The sequence below is a fragment of the uncultured Mucilaginibacter sp. genome, from assembly GCF_937859865.1.
Classification (GTDB): Bacteria; Bacteroidota; Bacteroidia; order Sphingobacteriales; family Sphingobacteriaceae; genus Mucilaginibacter_A.
In genome coordinates this window covers 92,044-112,666 of sequence record NZ_CALMAT010000130.1, presented here as the reverse complement: position 1 = coordinate 112,666, position 20,623 = coordinate 92,044, and the positions used below count along the sequence as shown (strand labels likewise).

The 20,623-nt window shown below is 39.2% G+C and carries 9 protein-coding genes; 1 reads left to right on the top strand and 8 read right to left on the bottom strand.

The annotated features are described in order from the left end of the window. Nucleotides 1-442 precede the first annotated feature (442 nt). The 8 genes from Q0192_RS14470 to Q0192_RS14435 all read right to left on the bottom strand — a co-directional run bounded on the left by Q0192_RS14470 (nucleotide 443) and on the right by Q0192_RS14435 (nucleotide 15,595). Nucleotides 443-1,777 carry a vanadium-dependent haloperoxidase gene (locus tag Q0192_RS14470; RefSeq protein ID WP_299290329.1) on the bottom strand — a complete coding sequence of 445 codons (1,335 nt, stop codon included), beginning with the start codon at nucleotides 1,775-1,777 and terminating at the stop codon, nucleotides 443-445. Between the two features lie 164 nt (nucleotides 1,778-1,941). Further along, nucleotides 1,942-2,463, bottom strand: coding sequence for a hypothetical protein (locus Q0192_RS14465; RefSeq protein WP_299290327.1), 522 nt, complete (start codon nucleotides 2,461-2,463; stop codon nucleotides 1,942-1,944). Nucleotides 2,464-2,469: 6 nt separating this feature from the next. Further along, a complete protein-coding gene (locus Q0192_RS14460) occupies nucleotides 2,470-2,823 on the bottom strand; it encodes a hypothetical protein (protein ID WP_299290325.1) in 354 nt (117 codons plus the stop codon). A 47-nt stretch (nucleotides 2,824-2,870) separates the two neighbouring features. Continuing rightward, nucleotides 2,871-4,523 (bottom strand): peptidylprolyl isomerase, encoded by a 1,653-nt coding sequence (locus Q0192_RS14455; protein ID WP_299290323.1) that lies wholly within the window; start codon nucleotides 4,521-4,523, stop codon nucleotides 2,871-2,873. Nucleotides 4,524-4,606: 83 nt separating this feature from the next. Continuing rightward, the gene (locus Q0192_RS14450; RefSeq protein WP_299290321.1) at nucleotides 4,607-7,897 is read right to left on the bottom strand and encodes a VCBS repeat-containing protein; all 3,291 of its coding nucleotides are present in this window, start codon (nucleotides 7,895-7,897) and stop codon (nucleotides 4,607-4,609) included. A 344-nt stretch (nucleotides 7,898-8,241) separates the two neighbouring features. Next, the gene (bglX, locus tag Q0192_RS14445) at nucleotides 8,242-10,476 is read right to left on the bottom strand and encodes a beta-glucosidase BglX (protein WP_299290320.1); all 2,235 of its coding nucleotides are present in this window, start codon (nucleotides 10,474-10,476) and stop codon (nucleotides 8,242-8,244) included. 92 nt (nucleotides 10,477-10,568) lie between these two features. Then, nucleotides 10,569-12,308: a RagB/SusD family nutrient uptake outer membrane protein gene (locus Q0192_RS14440; protein WP_299290319.1), complete on the bottom strand. Its 1,740-nt coding sequence runs from the start codon at nucleotides 12,306-12,308 to the stop codon at nucleotides 10,569-10,571. Nucleotides 12,309-12,325: 17 nt separating this feature from the next. Beyond that, nucleotides 12,326-15,595 carry a TonB-dependent receptor gene (locus tag Q0192_RS14435; protein WP_299290318.1) on the bottom strand — a complete coding sequence of 1,090 codons (3,270 nt, stop codon included), beginning with the start codon at nucleotides 15,593-15,595 and terminating at the stop codon, nucleotides 12,326-12,328. A 906-nt stretch (nucleotides 15,596-16,501) separates the two neighbouring features. Between Q0192_RS14435 and Q0192_RS14430 the strand changes: the two genes are divergently transcribed. Next, the gene (locus Q0192_RS14430) at nucleotides 16,502-20,575 is read left to right on the top strand and encodes a hybrid sensor histidine kinase/response regulator transcription factor (protein ID WP_299290317.1); all 4,074 of its coding nucleotides are present in this window, start codon (nucleotides 16,502-16,504) and stop codon (nucleotides 20,573-20,575) included. Nucleotides 20,576-20,623 lie beyond the last annotated feature (48 nt).

Here is a 20,623-nt window from a genome sequence, read left to right as displayed (position 1 = left end):
AATTTTTTTCGGTTGTTTTAACTTGCGGCTATACCTGCTGTACTTTTTGTGTTTTGTTTAATTTTTTAAGGCCGTGCTAAATATATATTAAAATAATTTACAATGCTTCTTTTATGCCTATAAATTTGGCGTAACCTCACCCAAGCCCTCTCCGTAAAATAGGGAACAAAAAAGTAAAAAAGTATTAAGACATAATGATTTTTAGGTGATAAAAGAAGCATGTAGTAAATTGAATGGAATTTAATTGGCTATAATTACATTAAACAAAGAACTATAAAAATCAATTACATCACATGTCTTTTTGTACTTATTTCTTGTCATAATGTACAATTAAAGAATAAAAAGTTTCGAAAAAGTATTAAAATGTTCAGGGATGTTTTTTATAATTTTTGTCCGTGGCTTTTTGGCACCATCTTCGCCTTGCTATGCTTTTATTATCCCGTTAAGATTTCTTCTCTCCATTGTTAACTTTATTGATAACCCAATTTCCAACTTTTGTACCCTGGATAATACCGTTGTCAATAGCGTCCATAAAATGGATGCCTCCCCAAAACCTTGAAATGGCAGCTTCTTTTGCAGCCTGGTTAAATGAGTTGAAATGCCTTGGCGGGATTCCGAAATCTACTTCAACATTATCCGTATATTTAAAGTTATCGCCCAAATAATGGGTAAGGATTACAGCAGAGGTTGTTGACACCACCGAATGCCCGCTGATGTATTCGGGAAATGGCGGAGTTTGCAACAATGGCTTCCAATTAGCATCAATATACCTGCGTATAGCTGTTTCGGGCCTGATGCGGTTGGTGCGGTACTTATCGTCCCAACAGCAAATAAAACAATCCAGTAAACCTACGGCCACTGCTGTATTTATTTCTACCGTTTTAGAAAAATTAGTTTTAGCCTGGTTGCAGGCAATTCCGGTTATTCCCATCCAGTGTGCCCCCGGTGAGATTTTTTTTAAACCGAAAAGCATGTGTCCGTCGTTTTGAACATTAAACGGGTTGCAATCCCAGAAATTGGCAATGTTCTTTTCTTCCTGGCTTAAACCATTGCCGCTTTTGGCATAATTTAAAAGGAGGTACTTATAAAAGGCAGATTTTTTATCCGTAGAAAAAGGGATTGGCGAACCGGGCAAAAACTGCGAAGCCGAATCAAGGGTTAAAGGGCGGATGGTATTAAAATAAGGCTCAACCGGAACCAAATATGCCGGAGGTGTAATTTCCCAGCTTCCGGGCGTATTTTTAAGTTTATAACGCGGGTAATTATTGATCTGCCTATATCTGTCGGCCTTTGCATAAGCCAATATTTTTTTGCTGATAAATTGTGCATAATGCCTTGAACTATCAATTACCTCATCGCTGAAACCTATCCTTCTGCATGAATCTAAATAATTTTCTTCGTATTTAAGGAGCAGGCTGCCGGATGGTTGTAATTTCCCGGCAGTTTCCATCATGGCAAGCACCGTACTTAACTGGTAATTGTAACCGGATATTTGTTTTGGGGCTTTGATAGCAGGGTACTCGTTTAATACGCCCTGCATACTTTTGATATGCTTATCGTTTTCGGATACAACCTCATACCCTGCCAAACAGGTATAGGCAAAGAATCTTGCAGCCAAAGGCGGGTTGGTAACGTCGTGAACCATCAGCCCGCTCATTTGGCTGATTACCTTGCCCACATCACGGTTCGTTAATTCAGGCTGACCCTTTTTGTTGCAACTACTACCAATAAAAAACAAACCGAATAATAACAATATGATTAAATAACTTTTTTTCATCTGTCTATAAAGCCTGTTTAAATTTTATTGAGATTTATTTTCAATGCTTCTTTTATCGCATAAAAAACAGTGAAGCTTTCTGTGTTTTTGAAACCGGATTCCTGACACTAATTTTTATGTGCTAAAAGAAGTATTGTTTTTTCAGCTATAGATTCATCCGGCTTTTACTGTTGTTTATATGCTTTTAACCTGCCTTCATCCATACCAAACAACAATGTATGATTTATACTCAGCACACTCCTGACATCTCCCCACAAATTAAAACCGGATTGCGGCTGGTTGACATACTGGTAATTGCCCTTGCCATCCCCTTTAAGCAATATGCCATAATTTGCATCATATTTACCAAAACGGAGCCGACCATGGTTGATATTGCCGCAAAGCAACAAATCTTCATTCCCGTCGTGGTCATAATCAAGCGGTGTAATGGTATATACCGGAGAATATTGTGCCTGTATCGGCAATGACACCGAATGCAACTTCCCTTGGGCATTGCTGATAAAACAAGCGGTAGATAAGTAATTTGCCTTAAGCTGCTTTGCCCCTTCCGTTTCTTCGGGCGTAAATACCTTGTCAATTGTTGCATCTGCGTAACTTTTATAATTGGGAAAACGCGTCCGCATCATATTGATTTGGTCAAAAATGGCAAATAAAATAATAGGAGAGAACGTATTGTTATTGATCACCTATATTTACCATGTGGCTGAGGCAGAGCAATAGCCTTCGGGGCCACCTAAGTAGGCTGACAAATAAACATAAGAAAACGGGCCTGTAAAAAAACCGTTCTGGTAAGAATTCGGTGTTCCGTTTCGCCAAGTTCTTCCCCCGCCTACGTCTATTTGAGTTTGACCCATATATTCCACATATAACGAATAACTTAACGTGCCACTAGTGCTGATACCATCATAATAAGTTGCTGAATTTGTATTATTATATCCGTAATCAGGATATTGAAAATCAGTAGGACATTCAACATAGCCGTCATATGCGAATGCTCCGGTTGTTGTAATTGCTACAAGTGCTAAAATCATTAATAACTTTTTCATAATTTTTGTTTTAAGTTGTTAAAATTTAAATATATAGTTGTTCTCTCCTATTCTGTTGTTAATTTATTGATTGTTAGAGCATACTTACTCTTTAGCTCTTTTAATTTCTTTTCCTTCAATATTTCTGCGTTCTCGGCTATCAGTTCCCTTTCTATTGCTTCTCTCGCAACGTCCAAGGGCAGAGGTTCCTGTCCTTCTTCTTTTGTTTTGACAAAAACATATCCCCGGTTATTCCATTCAAAAGGCCCAATGGCCGTGTTTGGTTTAGCGGTAAATACATTTGCAACCATGTTTGCTTGATATGGGTAGTTCTTATTACTCAGCAGTACATCAGGCCGGTATGATAATAAGCCTTTCAATGCTGAAGTATCAGAAAAATTGCCTGTTCCTGCCAGAAGCATTTTATCAAGATGAAAAAGGTTAGTCCCAGCCGCAATTATATCTTTGAAGGTAAACACAGAAACATGACACGCTTTGGGTGCTAAAAAGTGTTGCTGATTTACTTTATAATAATCAGAAACAGCCTGTTCAGAGGGCTTTGTATTATAAAAGTTATCACGGGAATATGCATCAAGTACAAGGCGATTTTTAAAATTCTTTCTATCTAAGATATATTGCTTGTCGTTTGTTAGCCCAAACTTAAGGCAGTCGGCATATAGATATTTCTCTATTACTATGCCTTTCAGCGTTTCTTTTAATGCCTCTTTATTTGTAATGATTTTGTTAAAAGGATTATTTTGATAATAATCCGCAAAGTCTCTCATTAAAAGAGCCTGATTTTTTTTATTAAAGAAATATGTCAACAGCGTATCATTCTTTATAGTTTTAGGAATATCCTGAATAAAAGGACCCTTTATCTTCTTTGAAAGTGCTTGGACTACGCTTTCATTCATCACTATCCCGGCTATGTGGAATATAGAGTCATGCTTTCTGTCAATAATCTGCCTTTCTTTTAAACGTCGCAGATTCGAATAGATATTCTGCTTCTCAGCCACAAATGGCTGTTGGTTTTTCTTTTCAACTTTGCTGATATATGCCACCAGCATTTTGCCATTTTCAAAAGGAGCTTGGATAATATTTCCCTGAGTTGATCTGTAAATCTCATCCTTAACCGGTGAAAGTTCACCAAAAGGAAAAAAAAGTTGAGTTTTTCTATATTGAATCCGGCTTTTAGTGCCTATATCAACGATCTTTCTAAATTCAGCTTCTGTTTTAATTTGTGCCCTGTTTCGCAAAACTACATCAAAAGAATCTTTACTGTCAAATAAGAGAAACTCCAAATGAAACAACTTATCCTTCTTTTGGTAAACTGCCTTTAGTTCATCATCTGAAAAGGTTAGTTTCGGTTCTTCTATTTTATTCCAGAGGTAACCTTTATACTTACCCATCATGGTGATTGCTGCATAATTCACCCTTTTACTAATAACTGTAGCACTGTCATATTTTCTGCTATACGCATCGGCTAAAAAGTACGAATCAGCAATATATTTTTTTATCCAAGATAGGCTGTCAGTTTCCTTTTGCTGGCTGAGTTCCTTTTTTTTATTCTTCTCGAATTCGTATCTGGTTATTTCAATTGTCCCGGTTTTTAATATGATCTCATTAACATCGCCAGGTTTATTTTTTTTAGCCTCACAGGATGCAAATATGTAAACCGAAATCAAGATCAGTATGGTTAATGTTCTATTTTTTGCAGTCATTGCTATTATTTTAAGGTCGTGGTAACAGCTAAGCTTATTAATAAAAAATCATTTAAATATATAAATATTTTGAATGAATATTACTACTGTTCGTATGCTTTTATTCTGTTGTTATCCAAACTAAAAAGCAGTGTTTTGTTGAACTTGATTACACTCCTGACATCTCCCCACAAATTAAAACCGGATAGCTGCTGGTTGACATACCGGTAATTGCCCTTGCCATCGCCTTTAAGCAACACACCATAATTTGCATCATATTTACCAAAACGAAGCCGTCCGTGGTTGATATTGCCGCAAAGCAGTAAGTCCTCGTTCCCGTCGTGGTCATAATCAAGCGGTGTAATGGTATATACCGGAGAATATTGTGCCTGTATCGGCAATAAAACTGAATGCAATTTCCCTTGGGCATTGCTGATAAAACAAGCGGTAGCTAAGTAATTTGCCTTAAGCTGCTTTGCCCCTTTCATTTCTTCGGGCGTAAATACCTTGTCAATTGTCGCATCGGCATAACTTTTATAATCTGGGAAACGTGTGCGCATCATGCTAATCTGGTCAAGCAACTCGTCCCTGGTTACGTATGGGTAGCTTTTGTGCTGAATGTAAAAACAAAGTATCGGGTCTATCGAACCGTTGTCATCAAAATCTTTGTAGTACATTTCTGCCGGCTCCTGGTCTGTTGCCTTGCATTGGGTGTTAAGTCCCAAGTTACCTGCAATTAAATCAGGGCGACCATCATGGTTAATATCGCTCACCTGCAGGCAATTCCACCAGCCTGCATATTTTTCATCAAAATATTTAGAAGTTGCTTCTGTTAGTTTTCCGCCGGTATTTTCAAATACAGTGATTGGCATCCATTCGCCTACAACCACCAAATCTAACTTCTTGTCGCCGTTCATATCAACCCACGCAGCATCCGTTACCATACCGATGTTTTTTAAGGAAGCATTATATTTTGTTGTTTCATCGGTAAAATGCCCTTTGCCGTCATTGATCAGGATATAGCTTTCTGGTGTTTCGGGATACCTTCCGGGAACTACCCTGCCGCCAACAAACAAGTCAGGAAACCCGTCCCCGTTTAGATCAGCTACTTTTACACAGCTTTTGCTGCTGATCATTTTTGGCAACGCGTTTGTTGATTTACTAAAATTTCCCTTGCCATCATTCAAATACAACCTGTCCTGCAAAAGCGCGTCGTCCGGTTTATAATCAGCATAACCTCCCGAACAAACATAAAGATCAGGCTTGCCATCGCCGTTGGCATCAAAAAAAACAGCCGCCGCATCAGTACTGTTTTTATCGGCATAAAAACAAGGAAGCGGTTTATTGACAAACTTTAAATTCTTTTGCTGCAGGTACAATGTGCCCGGTTTGCCGTCATGTCCGCCGACATAAACATCCTCCAACCCGTCGCCGTTTACATCGCCTTTTGCTAGGCACGAACCGGAAAAGGAAATCGGGTTAACCATTAATGGCTGCCGTTTAAAATCATTGGTGGTATTATCATTTTGTTTAAATGCAACCGGCGACTGCACTTCTTTGAATACTGTTTTTACCGATTGTTTTTTAGTGTAGATGGCAGTTGCATCCTTTTCATTTAAAGTGATTTGCTGGCCTGCCTTAATATTTTGCAACAATTGCGATTTGCCGCGCTGCCAGGTAATGCGCAATGAATCTACCTGTCTGTCTTTTCCCAACCCAAAATGCAAAAGCGGGGAAACACTGGATTGAAAACCGCGGGTAGGCATTTGTTCCAGGTATTGCTTTTTATTGTCCGAATAGATAACCACCTTCGCGCCTATCCCTTGGGTATTTGCATCAGCTCCTTTTAAATTGACCGTTAAACTTTGGTTGCCATTTTGTTTGCTGGCTTGGTTCTCGTAAACAAAGGCTGGCAGGTTGGTATTGTTAACCACCAGGTCAAGGTCGCCGTCATTATCCAAATCTGCATAAGCTGCACCGTTACTGTTTGAAGGCCGGTTTATGCCCCAATCTTCGCTGGTATTCGTAAAGGTAGCATTGGCGTTATTTTTGAAAAAATAGCCTTTCACCTGCGATGACTCCATTTTGTTTACAATATTCAGCAGATCCTGCCGCATTATGTTCCTGTTCCGTAAATTATCGCCCATAAATTTTAGAAAATCCATATTGGTATAATCACGGGTATAACCGTTGCTTACAAAAAGATCTTTCCAGCCGTCGTTGTCATAATCGGCAAATAAAGGCGACCAGCTCCAATCGGTATTTGAGATGTTTGCCAGTTGCCCAACCTCGCTAAAAGTATTGTTGCCATTGTTAACATGCAACATATTACGCATGTATTGGTAATAAAAGCCAACCTTTACATTCAGATCAAACGATTCATAATTATCCGCCCCGAACAATAATTTCTGGCGCTTATTATCCTCCGGGAGCATGTCCAGCGTGTAAATATCAGGCGCGCCATCATTGTTAATGTCGGCAATATCATTGCCCATAGAATAAAAGGAAGTATGCCCGATCTGGCTTGTCAGCTTATCCGTAAATTTTCCTTTACCATTGTTGATGTATAACCTGTCTGGCACGCTGTAATCGTTGGAAATGTAAATATCAGGCCATCCGTCTCCGTTTACATCTGCAATACCAGCAGCCAAACCATAAGATAATGAAGTGTTTACGATGCCAGCCTCTGTCGAAACGTCCTTAAAGTGGCCATTGTCGTTCCTTAATAACCGTATCCCGGACTGGTTATCGCGCTGGTTCAATAACTGTTTAACAGAAATATCATCCAAAATATTCAGGCGTTGTATGTTGTGGTTTACCAGCAACAGGTCGAGGTCGCCGTCCCGGTCATAATCAAAAAAATAAGCCTGGGTACTGTACGAAGGAAAATCGAGGCCATAATCTGCCGTCATTTCCTTAAATTGAGGCGTACCGCTGGCATCGTTTCCCTGATTGATAAACAACTGGTTTATCCTTTTTTCATCGCGCAGTTTCCCAGAATAGCAAATATAAATATCCAGTTTGCCATCACCGTTTATGTCAACCAGGGTTACGCCGGTTTTCCAAGGTCCCGGTCGTCCCGCCACACCTGCAATTGCTGTAATGTCTTTAAACTGCATATGCCCCTGGTTCAAATACAATTTATTATCGGTCATGTTGCCGGTGAAGTAAATATCCTGTAAACCGTCGCCGTTCAAATCACCTGTTGCCACGCCGCCACCATTATAAAAGTATTGGTAAACTAATACATTGGTGTTTAATCCTTCGGTTAAAGTATTGGCAAAGTCAATATGCGTTTGTTCGGGAGGAAGTAGCTTGAACAGTGTTTTTTCGTTGTTCTGGCCTATATTTTTTTCATTCGTGCCGGAACCATGACATCCATAAATAGATGTCATTATTAATACTAAATATAAAAGCGTTAATAATTTTTGGATTGAACGACTATTTGCTTTGGCCAAAAAATCAAAAAAAGCATTGAACATAAATATATTGATAGGACCTGTTAAAATTATATCAGGAAACTCTTTGTAAAACTATAAGATTAATAATGCTTCTTTTATCCCTATAAATTTATGTTTAACGATAATGCAGTAAACTGTAATTTGTGAAAGTTCAATGTTTTTTATAGGATAAAAGAAGCATTAAAATTAAATAAAATCTATTGAATTAGGCGTTTCACAGGAAACTATTGTCCACCCGTACTCTACGATGTTTAGCATCCGTCCAACTTCCCCGATGCTTAATTAATCAACTCAAAGTTACTTTTCAATTTGATGTTGTCAGAAGCGGTTCCGATCATCAGCTTAAACTCGCCCGGCTCGGCAACCCATTTCAGCTTCTGATTAAAAAATGAAAGCTTCTGCTTATCAATCACAAAGCTGAGCTTTTTTGTTTCGCCTGGTTTCAGCATCACCTTTTGAAAATCTTTAAGCTCCTTGACCGGACGGGCGATACTCGCAAATTTATCCTGTAAATATAACTGTACCACTTCTTCACCAGCGTATTTCCCTGTATTTGTCAAGTCCATAGTAACCGTTAGCTTTTCAGTGCCTTTCATTTTGGTCTTATCCAGTTTTAAATTCTGATATTCGAACGTTGTGTAACTTAACCCATAGCCAAAAGCGAACTTTGGTGTGTTTGGCTGGTCCATATACACTGATTTCCAAGCCCTGTCTTTAGGGTTTAGCAACGGCCTGCCCGTACTTAATTCATTATAGTAAATAGGGATTTGACCAAGTACTCTTGGAAACGTAATAGGTAATTTACCGGAGGGATTATAATCCCCAAAAAGTACATCTGCCATGGAATTACCGGACTGACTTCCCAGCCACCAGGTGTAAAGAATGGAATTGGCATGGTCTGCAGTGTAGTTAAAGGTTAGCGGCCGCCCGCTCATAATCAATACCACCAAAGGTTTGCCCGTTGCCACTAACGCTTTAATTAAATCTTCCTGAACCCCGGGAATAGAAATATCTGTACGGCTCGTGGCTTCACCGGTCATGCCGGATGATTCTCCGATAGCCGCAATAATAACATCTGCATTTTTTGCGGTTTCAACAGCTTCCGCAAAACCGGTACGCAGGGTATCATTAAAATTGCATCCACGCGCATAAAGCAATTTCGTTCCGTTTCCCACTTTAGCCTCCAAGCCTTCGTAAAGCGATACTATCTGGTCGTTCTTCCACCCTTGAGACCAGCCGCCTTTTAGGTCATTTGATTTCGCTAACGGTCCGATCACCGCAATTGATTTCAGTTTTTTTGAAAGGGGTAATACTTGGTTTTCATTTTTCAACAGTACAATACTTTTTGCTCCGACTTTACGGGCAGCTTCAAGACTTTCATTCAAGTCACCCAACACTTGCTTTTCCCGTTCCTCGTTACAAAACCGGTATGGATCATCAAACAAGCCTAATTCAAATTTCTTGCGCAAAATCCGACCAGCAGCATCATCTATAACACTTACCGGTATTTTCCTTTCTTTTACTAACCGAGTAAGATTTAAGATATAACTTCTGCTCTCCATATCCATATCGCTGCCTGCCGTAATTGCCAGTCGTGCGGCATCTTCCTGGTTTTCGGCATAACCATGTGCAACCAGCTCTCCGATAGAACCAAAATCACTAACTACAAAACCTTTGAACTGCCATTGGCCTTTCAAAATATCCCGCTGTAAATAACTATTTCCGGTTGCAGGCACACCGTTGACCGTGTTGAAAGAATTCATTAACGTAGCTACACCGGCGTCAACTGCTGCTTTAAACGGAGGCAAGTACACATTCAATAATGTCTGGTCGCTTATATCAGCAGCAGCATATTCGCGGCCTGCCAAACCAGCACCATAAGCAGCAAAGTGTTTGGCACAAGCCATAATGGCATCCAAGTTACCCAAGCCTTTCCCCTGCAAACCTCTGACCCTCGCTTTAGCAACCAGGGAGCCAAGATAGGTATCTTCACCTGCACCCTCCATAACCCGTCCCCAACGGGGATCACGGGCAATATCAACCATTGGCGCAAATGTCCAGTTAACACCGGCTGCAGCAGCTTGCGTTCCGGTATATCTTGCGGATAATTCTATAGCATTTAAATCCCAACTGGCTGTTTCTCCCAATGGCACAGGAAAGGTAACACGAAATCCGTGAATAACATCTAAACCGAATATCAGGGGTATCTTGAGCCTTGATTGCATAGCCACTTCCTGAACAGCGCGAATTTCTTTAACTCCGCGTATGTTCAGCATGGCGCCAACTTTCCCCTGTTTGATATCTTCTAATTTATTTGTGGTTTTATCGCCTGCGGGGCCGGTCACATCTCGCGTTCCTGAATACTGATTGAGTTGCCCAACCTTCTCTTCTAAAGTCATTTTTGCTAATAAGGCTTTTACTTTTTGATCAATTGGGTCAACCGGACGCACCCTCTTTTGAGCAAAAACAACTATGGATAAAAACAGCAAAGAGCAGGACAATAATGTTTTCATTTTGGTACAATAGGTGGGGTCATTTGTCAAAGTAGTTAAATAAAAAATCACAGCCCTAAATTATAGAACTGTGATTGCTAACCAGATTAATTTTAATATCCGGGGTTTTGCGTAAGTTTTGTATTTTGACTTAAAACACCTTGCGATAGGGGTAGAAAGTTCATATACTCTGAGTATTTGTTCTGAAACACAATGACAGGTGTATATTTTAAGATGCCGCCAGTTGCAGTGATGTACATACCATACTCTGGTGTGTTTAAAACGGCAGGACCTTTAACGGTAATATCCCATCGCCTAATATCATACCATCGTTTGTCTTCAAATGCCAATTCTACCCGGCGTTCACGGCGAATGTTTGTCCGCATGTCGACCTGGCTTAACCCTGGAGGAAGCGCTGGCAATAAAACTCTTGCTCGAACTTGGTTAACTGCATTGTAAACGCTCTGATCAGGACCAACTGCCTCATTTTGAGCTTCAGCATAGCTCAGTAATGTTTCTGCGTAACGGTAATACTGGTAATTAGCAGTATTAGGGGTCTGACTAAGGCTCAACTGACCGTTAATAGATTCATCCAATGTTTTACGGGCGTTATATCCTGTGTTTGAAATATCACTACTTGAGCCAAGATCTATTTGATTAGCACCACCTATCCTTGACATAAACACTTCTCCCTGCCAATAAGAACCATCATATACAATAGATTGTTCAAATCTTGATTCCCTGTGCATATAAGGATGTTGGGGATCATAGCCTGATGTTGGATCCGTTATTGGTTTGCCGTTGTCCATTTCATAATCATCTACCAGGTTTTGGGTAGGAGAAATACCGCCCCAAGCCTGCTCTGACCCGCCTACAATAACGGGCCCTAAAAGGCCTTCCCTTTTACTACCCTTGTTTGGCAAAGCATACGGGTGTGCAAATATAGTTTCCGAGTTCCAGTTGTTTTTTGCTAAAAACTGGTCCCTATATGCGGTATTGGTTGTACCGGAACCTGTGGTGGAAATAATAGGCGTAGCTGATGATGTGGTAAATAAACTGTAAACACCCAAATTCATTACAGCCAGTTCAGTTGCGGCTGCTTTTGCCCATTTAGTAGCATCATTAGTCGTATTAACCAACGGGCTCGCAGCAAAAAGCTCAACATCCCCTTTTAAGGTTAATGCTGCTCCCTTTGTAGGCCTGCCAAGGTCTGCCATTCCCTGTTTTAAAGGTAACACTGCGGCTGCCGAGTCGCATTCAGCTTCTATAAAGGCAAGCGTTTGATCAGATGTGCTTCTTGGTGTAAATATATCACTCCCGTTGAGGTTATTTAAAGGTATCGTAATCAATGGGACACCGCCGTAATTTTTAAATAAAACTGCATAAAAGAAGGCACGAAGAAACCTTACTTCTGCTACCCGCTGTTTGTACCAGTTTGGATCATATACATTCTTATTGGCAGCAGCACCTTGAAGAAACACATTACATTTTCTTATTTTACCATAATTGCCGCCCCAATCCAAAGTACCTCCCGGGCCACCGGTTGCGTTACCAGCACTTAATGCATTAGACCGTATTTTTGCCTGTCCCTCATGGCCTGCAGCCGTGGCATTACTGTTATCAGTCCAGGAATCAAGTATACGTTCCCCTTCAGCCCCATTTGGGTCAGGCAAATTGTTATAAATGTCATTTACAAAAAGTTCAGTGTTAGGTTGTGAATTAAAAGTAGAAAGACTTGTTAATACACCTTTAGGGGCTACGCTTAAAAAGTCATCTTTTTTACATGAGCCAATACTTATAATAAGCAAAGCAAATAAAAAGATATGCGTGTGTTTAATATTTTTAAATTTCATGTTTTATCTTTTAAAAGTTAAAAGGTTACATTAAGTCCTAATGATAATACCCGTTGCTGATAATAATTCTGGTTACTTCCGCTATTTTCTGGGTCAATTGTTTCTTTCATTGCAGGAGTCCAGAAAAATATGTTTTGTCCGGCAGCATATACTCTCAACGATCGTATGGTATGGCCAAGTAATTTATTAGAGAAAGTATAGCCCAGTTCAGCACTTTTTAACCGGATATAAGAGTCATTTCTCAAAAACCAACTGGAGTATTGTGTATTATTTGGAGAGGGAGTACCACTTATTACGGGATATCGTGCATTTGGGTTATTTGGTGTCCAATGATTCTGATAAACCAGTTCTGTAGCCGAACCTGAATCTACAAAAGGGAATACATAATAACTGCTCAATCCGATGCTGCTCAACCCAGAACCTTGAAATAGAAGGTCCAGATCAAAGTTTTTATAGGTCAACCTTGGTTCAATACCGTAAATAATTTGCGGAGTTTGCGGAGGGCCTATATCAGTAATATCGTTTGCATCAATTTTTCCATCCGGTACATTATTAGGGCCGCTTAAATCAGCATATTTTATATCACCAGGATAAACCTGAGGGATAATCGGAGTAGGTATTCCTGGCTTTAATGTTGGATTTTTAGAAGTCGGATTTATAAAATCATTAGGCGTATAATAACCCAAAGCCTTAAGCCCAAATTGCTCGCCCAGAGCCCTGCCGGTCTGGCGTCGGTTAGGGTTATTAAAGGTCGAGGTATTTTCAAAAATTTGTAATATCTTGTTTTTAGCAAAGGTAAAAGTACCTTTTACATCTAATCGTAAATCTTTTGAAAAGTTTTTGAAGGTGGTAAGTGTTAATTCAACTCCATGATTTGATAAAATACCCCCATTAACCTGGCCTACGTTAACACCATATTCTGCGGGTAAAACTGCACCAATCCCAACCAAGAAATTAGACCGCTTTTCGTAAAAATAATCCGCTTCAATGCCAAACGCCCCTTTCCAAAAACTTCCTTCAAAACCTACATCCGTTTTTTTGGATCTTTCCCAGGTAATATTTGGGTTTCCTTGAAGGTTTTCGCTAATACCTTGTGTAGCGCTGGGCCCAATTACAGCAGAATTTGAATAAGCACCAAACTGGCTTAGATATTGATATTGGCCTCCGTTTGGATAATTACCTGACTGTCCATACGATGCACGCAGTTTCAGGTTATCAACCCATGTAAAATTATCTTTTATAAATTTCTCTTCGGAAAGCCGCCATCCAGCAGAAAACGCGGGAAAGAACCCGAACCTATGTCCCGGTGCAAATACATAGCTTCCATCATACCTTCCGGCAGCTTCAAACAGGTATTTACCATCATAGGCGTACCCTACCCTGTAAACATATCCAAGCTGCTTTTGTCCGCCTGAACTTCCGCCAACAGTTGCATCAGTGGGAAGAGGGCCACCATAATTCAACTCATCTATGCTTAAATTATAATTTATACTCCTGGCAAAAAAATTCTGATAATTCACTATACGGTATTCAGCTACTGCTACAGCAGTTATATCACTCTTACCAAATGTACGGGCGTAATTTAACAATCCCTGGTACGTAAACATTTTATTCACACCGAAATTTTCTTGGAAAGTAGGTTTTTGAAAACCTTGGTAGCCAATCGTATAAACGTAATTTACCCCAGGCCCAGGGGTCAGAACACCTGCAGGAAGACGGGGATTGGTAAAAGGAACAGGCAAAATATAAGCACGGCTGAAAGATGTTTGATTACCACTAAATCCTAAAGGATCAGGCCCACTTTCATAAGTTACTACCCCTTTTATACTTAATCCTTTAATCGGCAGTTTCTGATCAATTGATAACTGCGTAAACAAGTCTGTATTTTTATTTACTACATAGCCGCTATTATAAACTTCTCCATATAACGATGCGCCTATATAGCCGGATTCTAATCCATTCGTGTACCGAAGAGGGTAGGTCGGGTTTTGGCGTTGTGCCAAGCCTATGATATTTCCGGCACTATATCCAGGATAATGTTGGTCTTCCTCATAACTGTTTACCCTTAAGTTTACCGTTGTTGTTTTTGTGGCATTTGCAGTTACACTTAATGAACCGTTGAATTTATTAAGATAGGTTGGGTCCCACATTCCATCCTGACGGTTAAAGCCAAGAGACGCAAAATATTTAATATCATCCGTACCGCCTGAAAGGGAAAGGTTATGATATTGGATTGGCCGGTTTTTCTTAATAATGTCATCTAATGGGTGGCCATCAGCATGGCCGTCCGGATCCTGGTGATTTTGAAACAGTGCAAGATCTGTTGCAGTGTAAAGTCCTGCAAGACTGCCATTAACAATGCTACCTATACCCTTGTACGTAAAATCATTTACTATTGCTTCATTCCTTAACATAGCATATTGATAAGAATTAACAAATTTTGGAACACTTGTAGGATTCTGAATGCCATAATAAGCATTATAAGTTAGGGTTGGTTTGCCGGATTTACCTGCTTTTGTAGTAATTAATATTACACCGTTTGCACCTGCCACACCATAGGGCGCAACTGCGGCCGCATCTTTTAATACCGTAAGGGTTTCGATTGTATTTGGATCAAGGCGGCTAAAATCACGCGGTACACCGTCAACAACGGTTAACGGGGCGGTACGGCCAGGGGTTGCAGGGCCCCTTATCAAAAGGCCAGAACCATCATTACCCGGTTCACCGCTTCCTTGTGTTGCAATAAGCCCTGAAGCCCGTCCAACCAAGGAATTAGTTAAATTTACTACAGGTTTCTGAGCAATTTCTGCCGTATTAATCGTTGACACCGATGCAGTAACTGAAGTTTTTTTCTGCGTACCGTAACCAACTACGACCACTTCATTTAAGTTACTGGAAGATGCCTTTAATTGGATGTTGTAATTTCCCCTCCCGTCAACAGGTGTTTCAACTGTTTCAAACCCAATATAAGTAAACACTAATGTTGACTTGGCTGGGGCATCAATGGTAAAATTTCCGTTTATGTCTGTAACAACGCCAATGCTTGTTCCTTTAACTCTTACGGAAACACCGGGCAAAGCTTGATTAGTTAGAAGTTCGGTTACTTTTCCTTTAATAGGTACAGCAATTTTCTTTGCATTTTCACCCGTAACATAAACGTTTTTAGCTAAAACGCCATTTGAACCTTTGGCAAAGCCAAAACTGGAAATAAATAAAAGGATGATACACCCCAGATAAAACGGGGGCTTTTTAACAAGAAGAAATTTTTCAGGTAAAATCTTTTTCATAATTGGGTATTAATTAAACATGATGGACTTTTGGTTTGATTAGGGGTTAGCATTTTCTTTTTTTGGGTTTATTGGTTTATCATTAAGGTTAATGGGTTAATTTATTTTAATCGAATTATTATAGGTGTTTATATTTCAGGTCAATGGATTTCTTTTTGCCCAAATGGCATAGAAATATATAGACAAAAAGGCGGTCTATGTAAAAGAAGTGCTACAAAAGTACCTTTACAGGGCATAATTGGTGTAATCAGGTTTAAAACGAAATAATTGGTTAAGACAAATAACCTTAATTACTCTGTAGAACTGTTTGTAAAATCATACATATTTCTTGTACAATAGGGCATATTTATGCAGAGAAGCTGTTTTCTTTCCGAATTTTTAAACTTTATAAAGGTGGGCAACAGGATTGCCCCTTTTAATGGGTTAGGGAAATGATTTGATGGTCATTGTAAATTGTCTTATTTCGACAAAGAATAAGTTCTAACGCGTTTGTTTTATACTAACCATATTTAGCAGCCGTTTTTTAGTAAGAACCTATTTAAATTTTTGTCATGCTTCTTTTATGCCCATAAATTTTGCCTTGAAATGGTATAAATGGTATAAATGGTATATCGGTATAGAAAGACAATGATTTTTATACGGTAAAAGAAGCATGGCAAGCATTTAAACAGCATTTAAACCGGCCCTAAGGTTTCTGTGCTTTATCTTTCGGATAATTTGGCGGATTTTTGTGTTCTTTGTCTTTAAATCAATTATTAATCAATTCAATTGCAAACAGGTTTTATGTACCAGGATAAGGGTTTGAGCGGATCAAACTTTTTTAAAAATTTTGTTTTTTGTGTACTGTTTATTTTTATCGTAAGCAATACTGCTAATTGTCAGTCATTCCCTTACAAATTTAATTACTTGACAGTTGACGAAGGCTTGTCGCATACGGATGCAAATGATATTGCACAAGACAAACAAGGTTTTATCTGGATTGCAACCTTTTTTGGATTAGACAGATATGACGGTTATTCGATTAAAAAGTATTATAATAATAATGTACCGGTTAATAATGCCTTCAAAAACCGTATCATGTGTATTTATCCTGACGGAACGGGCAATGTATGGCTTGGAACTGAAGATGGATTACAATACTTTAATTCTAAATTAGAAAAGTACATTGATTTTAAAAACCCAAATAAAGAGGGGAACGTTGTTTTTAGAAAACTATTTAAGCCAACCGGAAACTTACTATATGGGCTTTCAGGTAGCCAGATAAGATTATATTCTGTCCAGGGGAATTTTGTTGAAGAGCAAAAATTAGAAGTACCGCCGGGTGTTCAGTTTTCAGACATGGCACCTAACCAAAATGGCATGCTTTATTTATCAAGCAATAAGGGGCTTTGGACCATTGATCAAAACAGAAAATTCAAACCTATTGCTATATCAAATATAACTGATCAAAATCTGTCCCTTGTATATTTTGACAATCGAAATAATTTGTTGACAGCAGCAGGAAACACATTGTTTTTGGTCAATAAAAAGCAATTGACAAAAATTTCAGGTGCAAGCCAAAATTTAATTGTTGATAAACGGTTTGTTGCAAATGGTTATAACCCGATAAAAGATATTGCTGCTAACAACAAGTCTGATTATTGGATTAACACAGGTTCGAGCCTGCTGAGACTGGACAGCAACCTGAATTTTATCCAAACAGTAAACAATAAAAGTTCGCAAGGCAGTTTAAATTCATATTCCTTGTCCAAAATTTTTATTGACCGTTCAGCCTGTCTGTGGATTTGTACATTTGGCGGAGGCGTTAATTATTGCGATTTAAACCAAAAATTGTTTTATACGCTTCGGCATAATCCTGAAATTTCAAATTCATTGGCCGGCAACCATATCCGTTCCGTTTTGGAAGACGGTGAAAACCTATGGATCGGCACTACTGCGAACGGGCTGAACTTATACAATTTAAAAACACAAAAATTTACCTACTACAATACCTACAGTTCTGCTTTAAAATTAAAAAATGATGCCATTAGTTCATTAACGCTTGATAATGACCATAATTTATGGATAGGGAGCAGTGCTGGAATCGAGATATTAAAGCCAAACAGAAAGGAATTATGGAAGCCACCTGGTTATAGCCAGTTTCCAACCTACACAATAGACACATTTGTAAAAGATTGTTTTGGAAATATCTGGTTTGGCAACCATACTGATAGGTTTGGCGTGATTTGGAAGGATAAACTAAATTATTATCATGTAAAGTATTATGGTGAAGGCTATTTCATTTTGGCTGATAAAACCAAACCACAATTGTTTATTTCCAGCACACATGGGTTAAAACGGGCAATTATTGACGCGCAAGGAAACATTACCCAGACTTTCTATTATAAAGCATCTTCAAAACCCAATTCTTTAAGTTCCAATTATACTTACCCAATCTGTAAGCAAAATGACAGTACTTACTGGGTTGGGACTATTGGCGGCGGTTTAAACCGCCTTATCTTGCGGCCAAAAGATAATTCCTACAGCATCAAATCTTATACAGGCAGTTATGGGGTTTTTAATGATGTGGAAAGTATGGAAATTGATAATGCAGGAAACATATGGATAGGCGGAAACGGGTTGGAATGCTTTAACCCAAAAACAGAAAAGCTAATTAAGTACGACAAAAACGATGGCTTGCAAGGCAACAGTTTTAAGGTGGGCGCATCGTACAAGGGGGCTGGCGGAAGGTTGTATTTTGGAGGGATAAACGGGCTGAATTATTTTTATCCCGACCAGATAAAAGCCAACAGTATTGATGCCCGCCCTATCCTGACCGATATTTTGATTGATAATTTAAAACCCAATTACAGAAGCCAGGATTCGTCAGAAAATGTTATTGATGAAGCGATCAGCTATAGTAAACATATAAAGCTCAGTTATTTGCAAAATAATTTTGTAGTTTTTTTCTCTGCCATGCACTTTGCCAATCCATTAAAATGCAAGTACCGCTACAAACTTATGGGTTTTGATAAAGACTGGAAGCTTACCGATGGAAAAAACCCAAGTGCCGCTTATAGTAACTTGGACTACAATAGCTATAAATTAGTGGTTGAGGCCACAAACAATGATGGGATATGGAGCAAAAGCAGGGCTCAAACATCCATTATAATTACCGCTCCCTGGTGGAAATCTAATCTTGCTAAAGTAATTTATTGTTTATTGTTTATTTCAGGCCTGTTGTTGATCTATTTGTACCAGGCAAGGTGGCACCGACTTAAAAGGGAAATGGAAGTGCGCGAAGTCAACGAAAAAAAGCGTGAGGAAATGCATAAGCACCGCGAGGAGCTTTATCAGCAGCAATTAACGTTTTTCACCAATATCTCCCATGAGTTCCGCACGCCGCTTACGCTAATTCTTAGTCCGCTTGAAAGCCTGATAAACGACAATAAAAACCCTGTATTGGATAATTCTTATCAGTTAATGTTTCGGAATGTTAAAAGACTGATCAACCTGATAAATGAACTGATGAATTTTAAGAAAGTTGCCGATAGTGCAATTAAACTACAGGTTCAGCAGTTGGCGATAAGTGTATTCTGTAAAAACATTTACCAGGAATTTCAAAACTTTGCCTTAGGCAAAAATATTGAACTTCAGTTTACTGACCATACCCAAACGGAAAGCAGTCAACCGGTGTCAAACTTTTTCGATGCCCAAATACTTGAAAAGATATTGTTTAACTTGCTGAACAATGCCTTAAAATATACCAATGCAGGCGGACAGGTAAAACTGGAGTTGTTTTTTGACCCCAATTATTTTAAACCGTCTTTTAGCAATGAGTTTTATTTGCCGAATGAACAATTCTCTGCCGATAAATACATTTACTTCCTGGTTTCTGATACAGGCATCGGCATTTCAAAAGATTCCATCAGCAGCATATTTAACCGTTATTACCAAATTGGCAAAAACCATTTAGGCTCTGGCGTAGGCCTTGCACTGGTAAAAAGCCTTACCCAATTGCACAAAGGGAATATTTCGGTTTACAGCGAACGAAATAAAGGGACAGAATTTCTTGTTGCACTTCCCTGGGGAGAAGAAAACTATGCGGCTAACGAGATCCTGACACCGGAAAGCGAACCAAATGCCTCACAACTTGAACTATCCGATATTGCGATCATATCCCCGGCCACATACAAAGCGGAAGACAGGCAGCCTGTGCCGGAGAAAATTTCCAAACATATATTATTAGTAGACGATAACCAGGAGTTGCGTATCTTTTTAAGGCAATCATTAGAAAAGTTTTATTATGTTGAGGAAGCCGAAAACGGGGAATCCGCTTTGGCAATAGCGACCAGCAAAATACCGGATTTGATTATCAGTGATGTAATGATGCCCGGAATGAATGGTATCGAACTATGCAAACTGCTTAAAGAAAAATTTGAAACAAGCCACATTCCATTCGTTATACTATCTGCAAAAGACGCCTTAGACACGAAGCTTGAAGGAATGGAATCCGGGGCGGACTATTATTTTGCAAAACCATTGAGTATTGACTTGTTGCTGTTGACCATTCACAACATCCTACAGCAAGGCGAGAAACTTAAACTTAAATACACAAAGGACTACCTTGCCGACGCAACCGAATTAGTACACTCGGAAAAAGACAAGGATTTTATGAACAAACTCCTCAAAATTATTGAAGACAATATCCAAAACCCTGACCTTGATGTTGACTTTTTATGCAACCAACTGAACATTAGCCGCACCAAGCTTTATCAAAAAATCAAAAGTATTTCAGACCAGTCTATTGGGGATTTTATCAAAACCATACGGTTGAAAAAAGCCATACAGATCATGACCCATGAAGATGTAGCTTTTAATGAAGTAGCGTTCAGGATCGGGCTTCAAAGCCATGCTTATTTTTCGCGCGTGTTTAAAAAAGAGTTCGGAAAGTCGCCATCAGAGTTTATGCAGTCTTTAAAAAGAAACAGCAATGCCTAAACTTTTTCCGGCATCTTTTTTTAGGCCAATACTTCTTTTACCCTATAA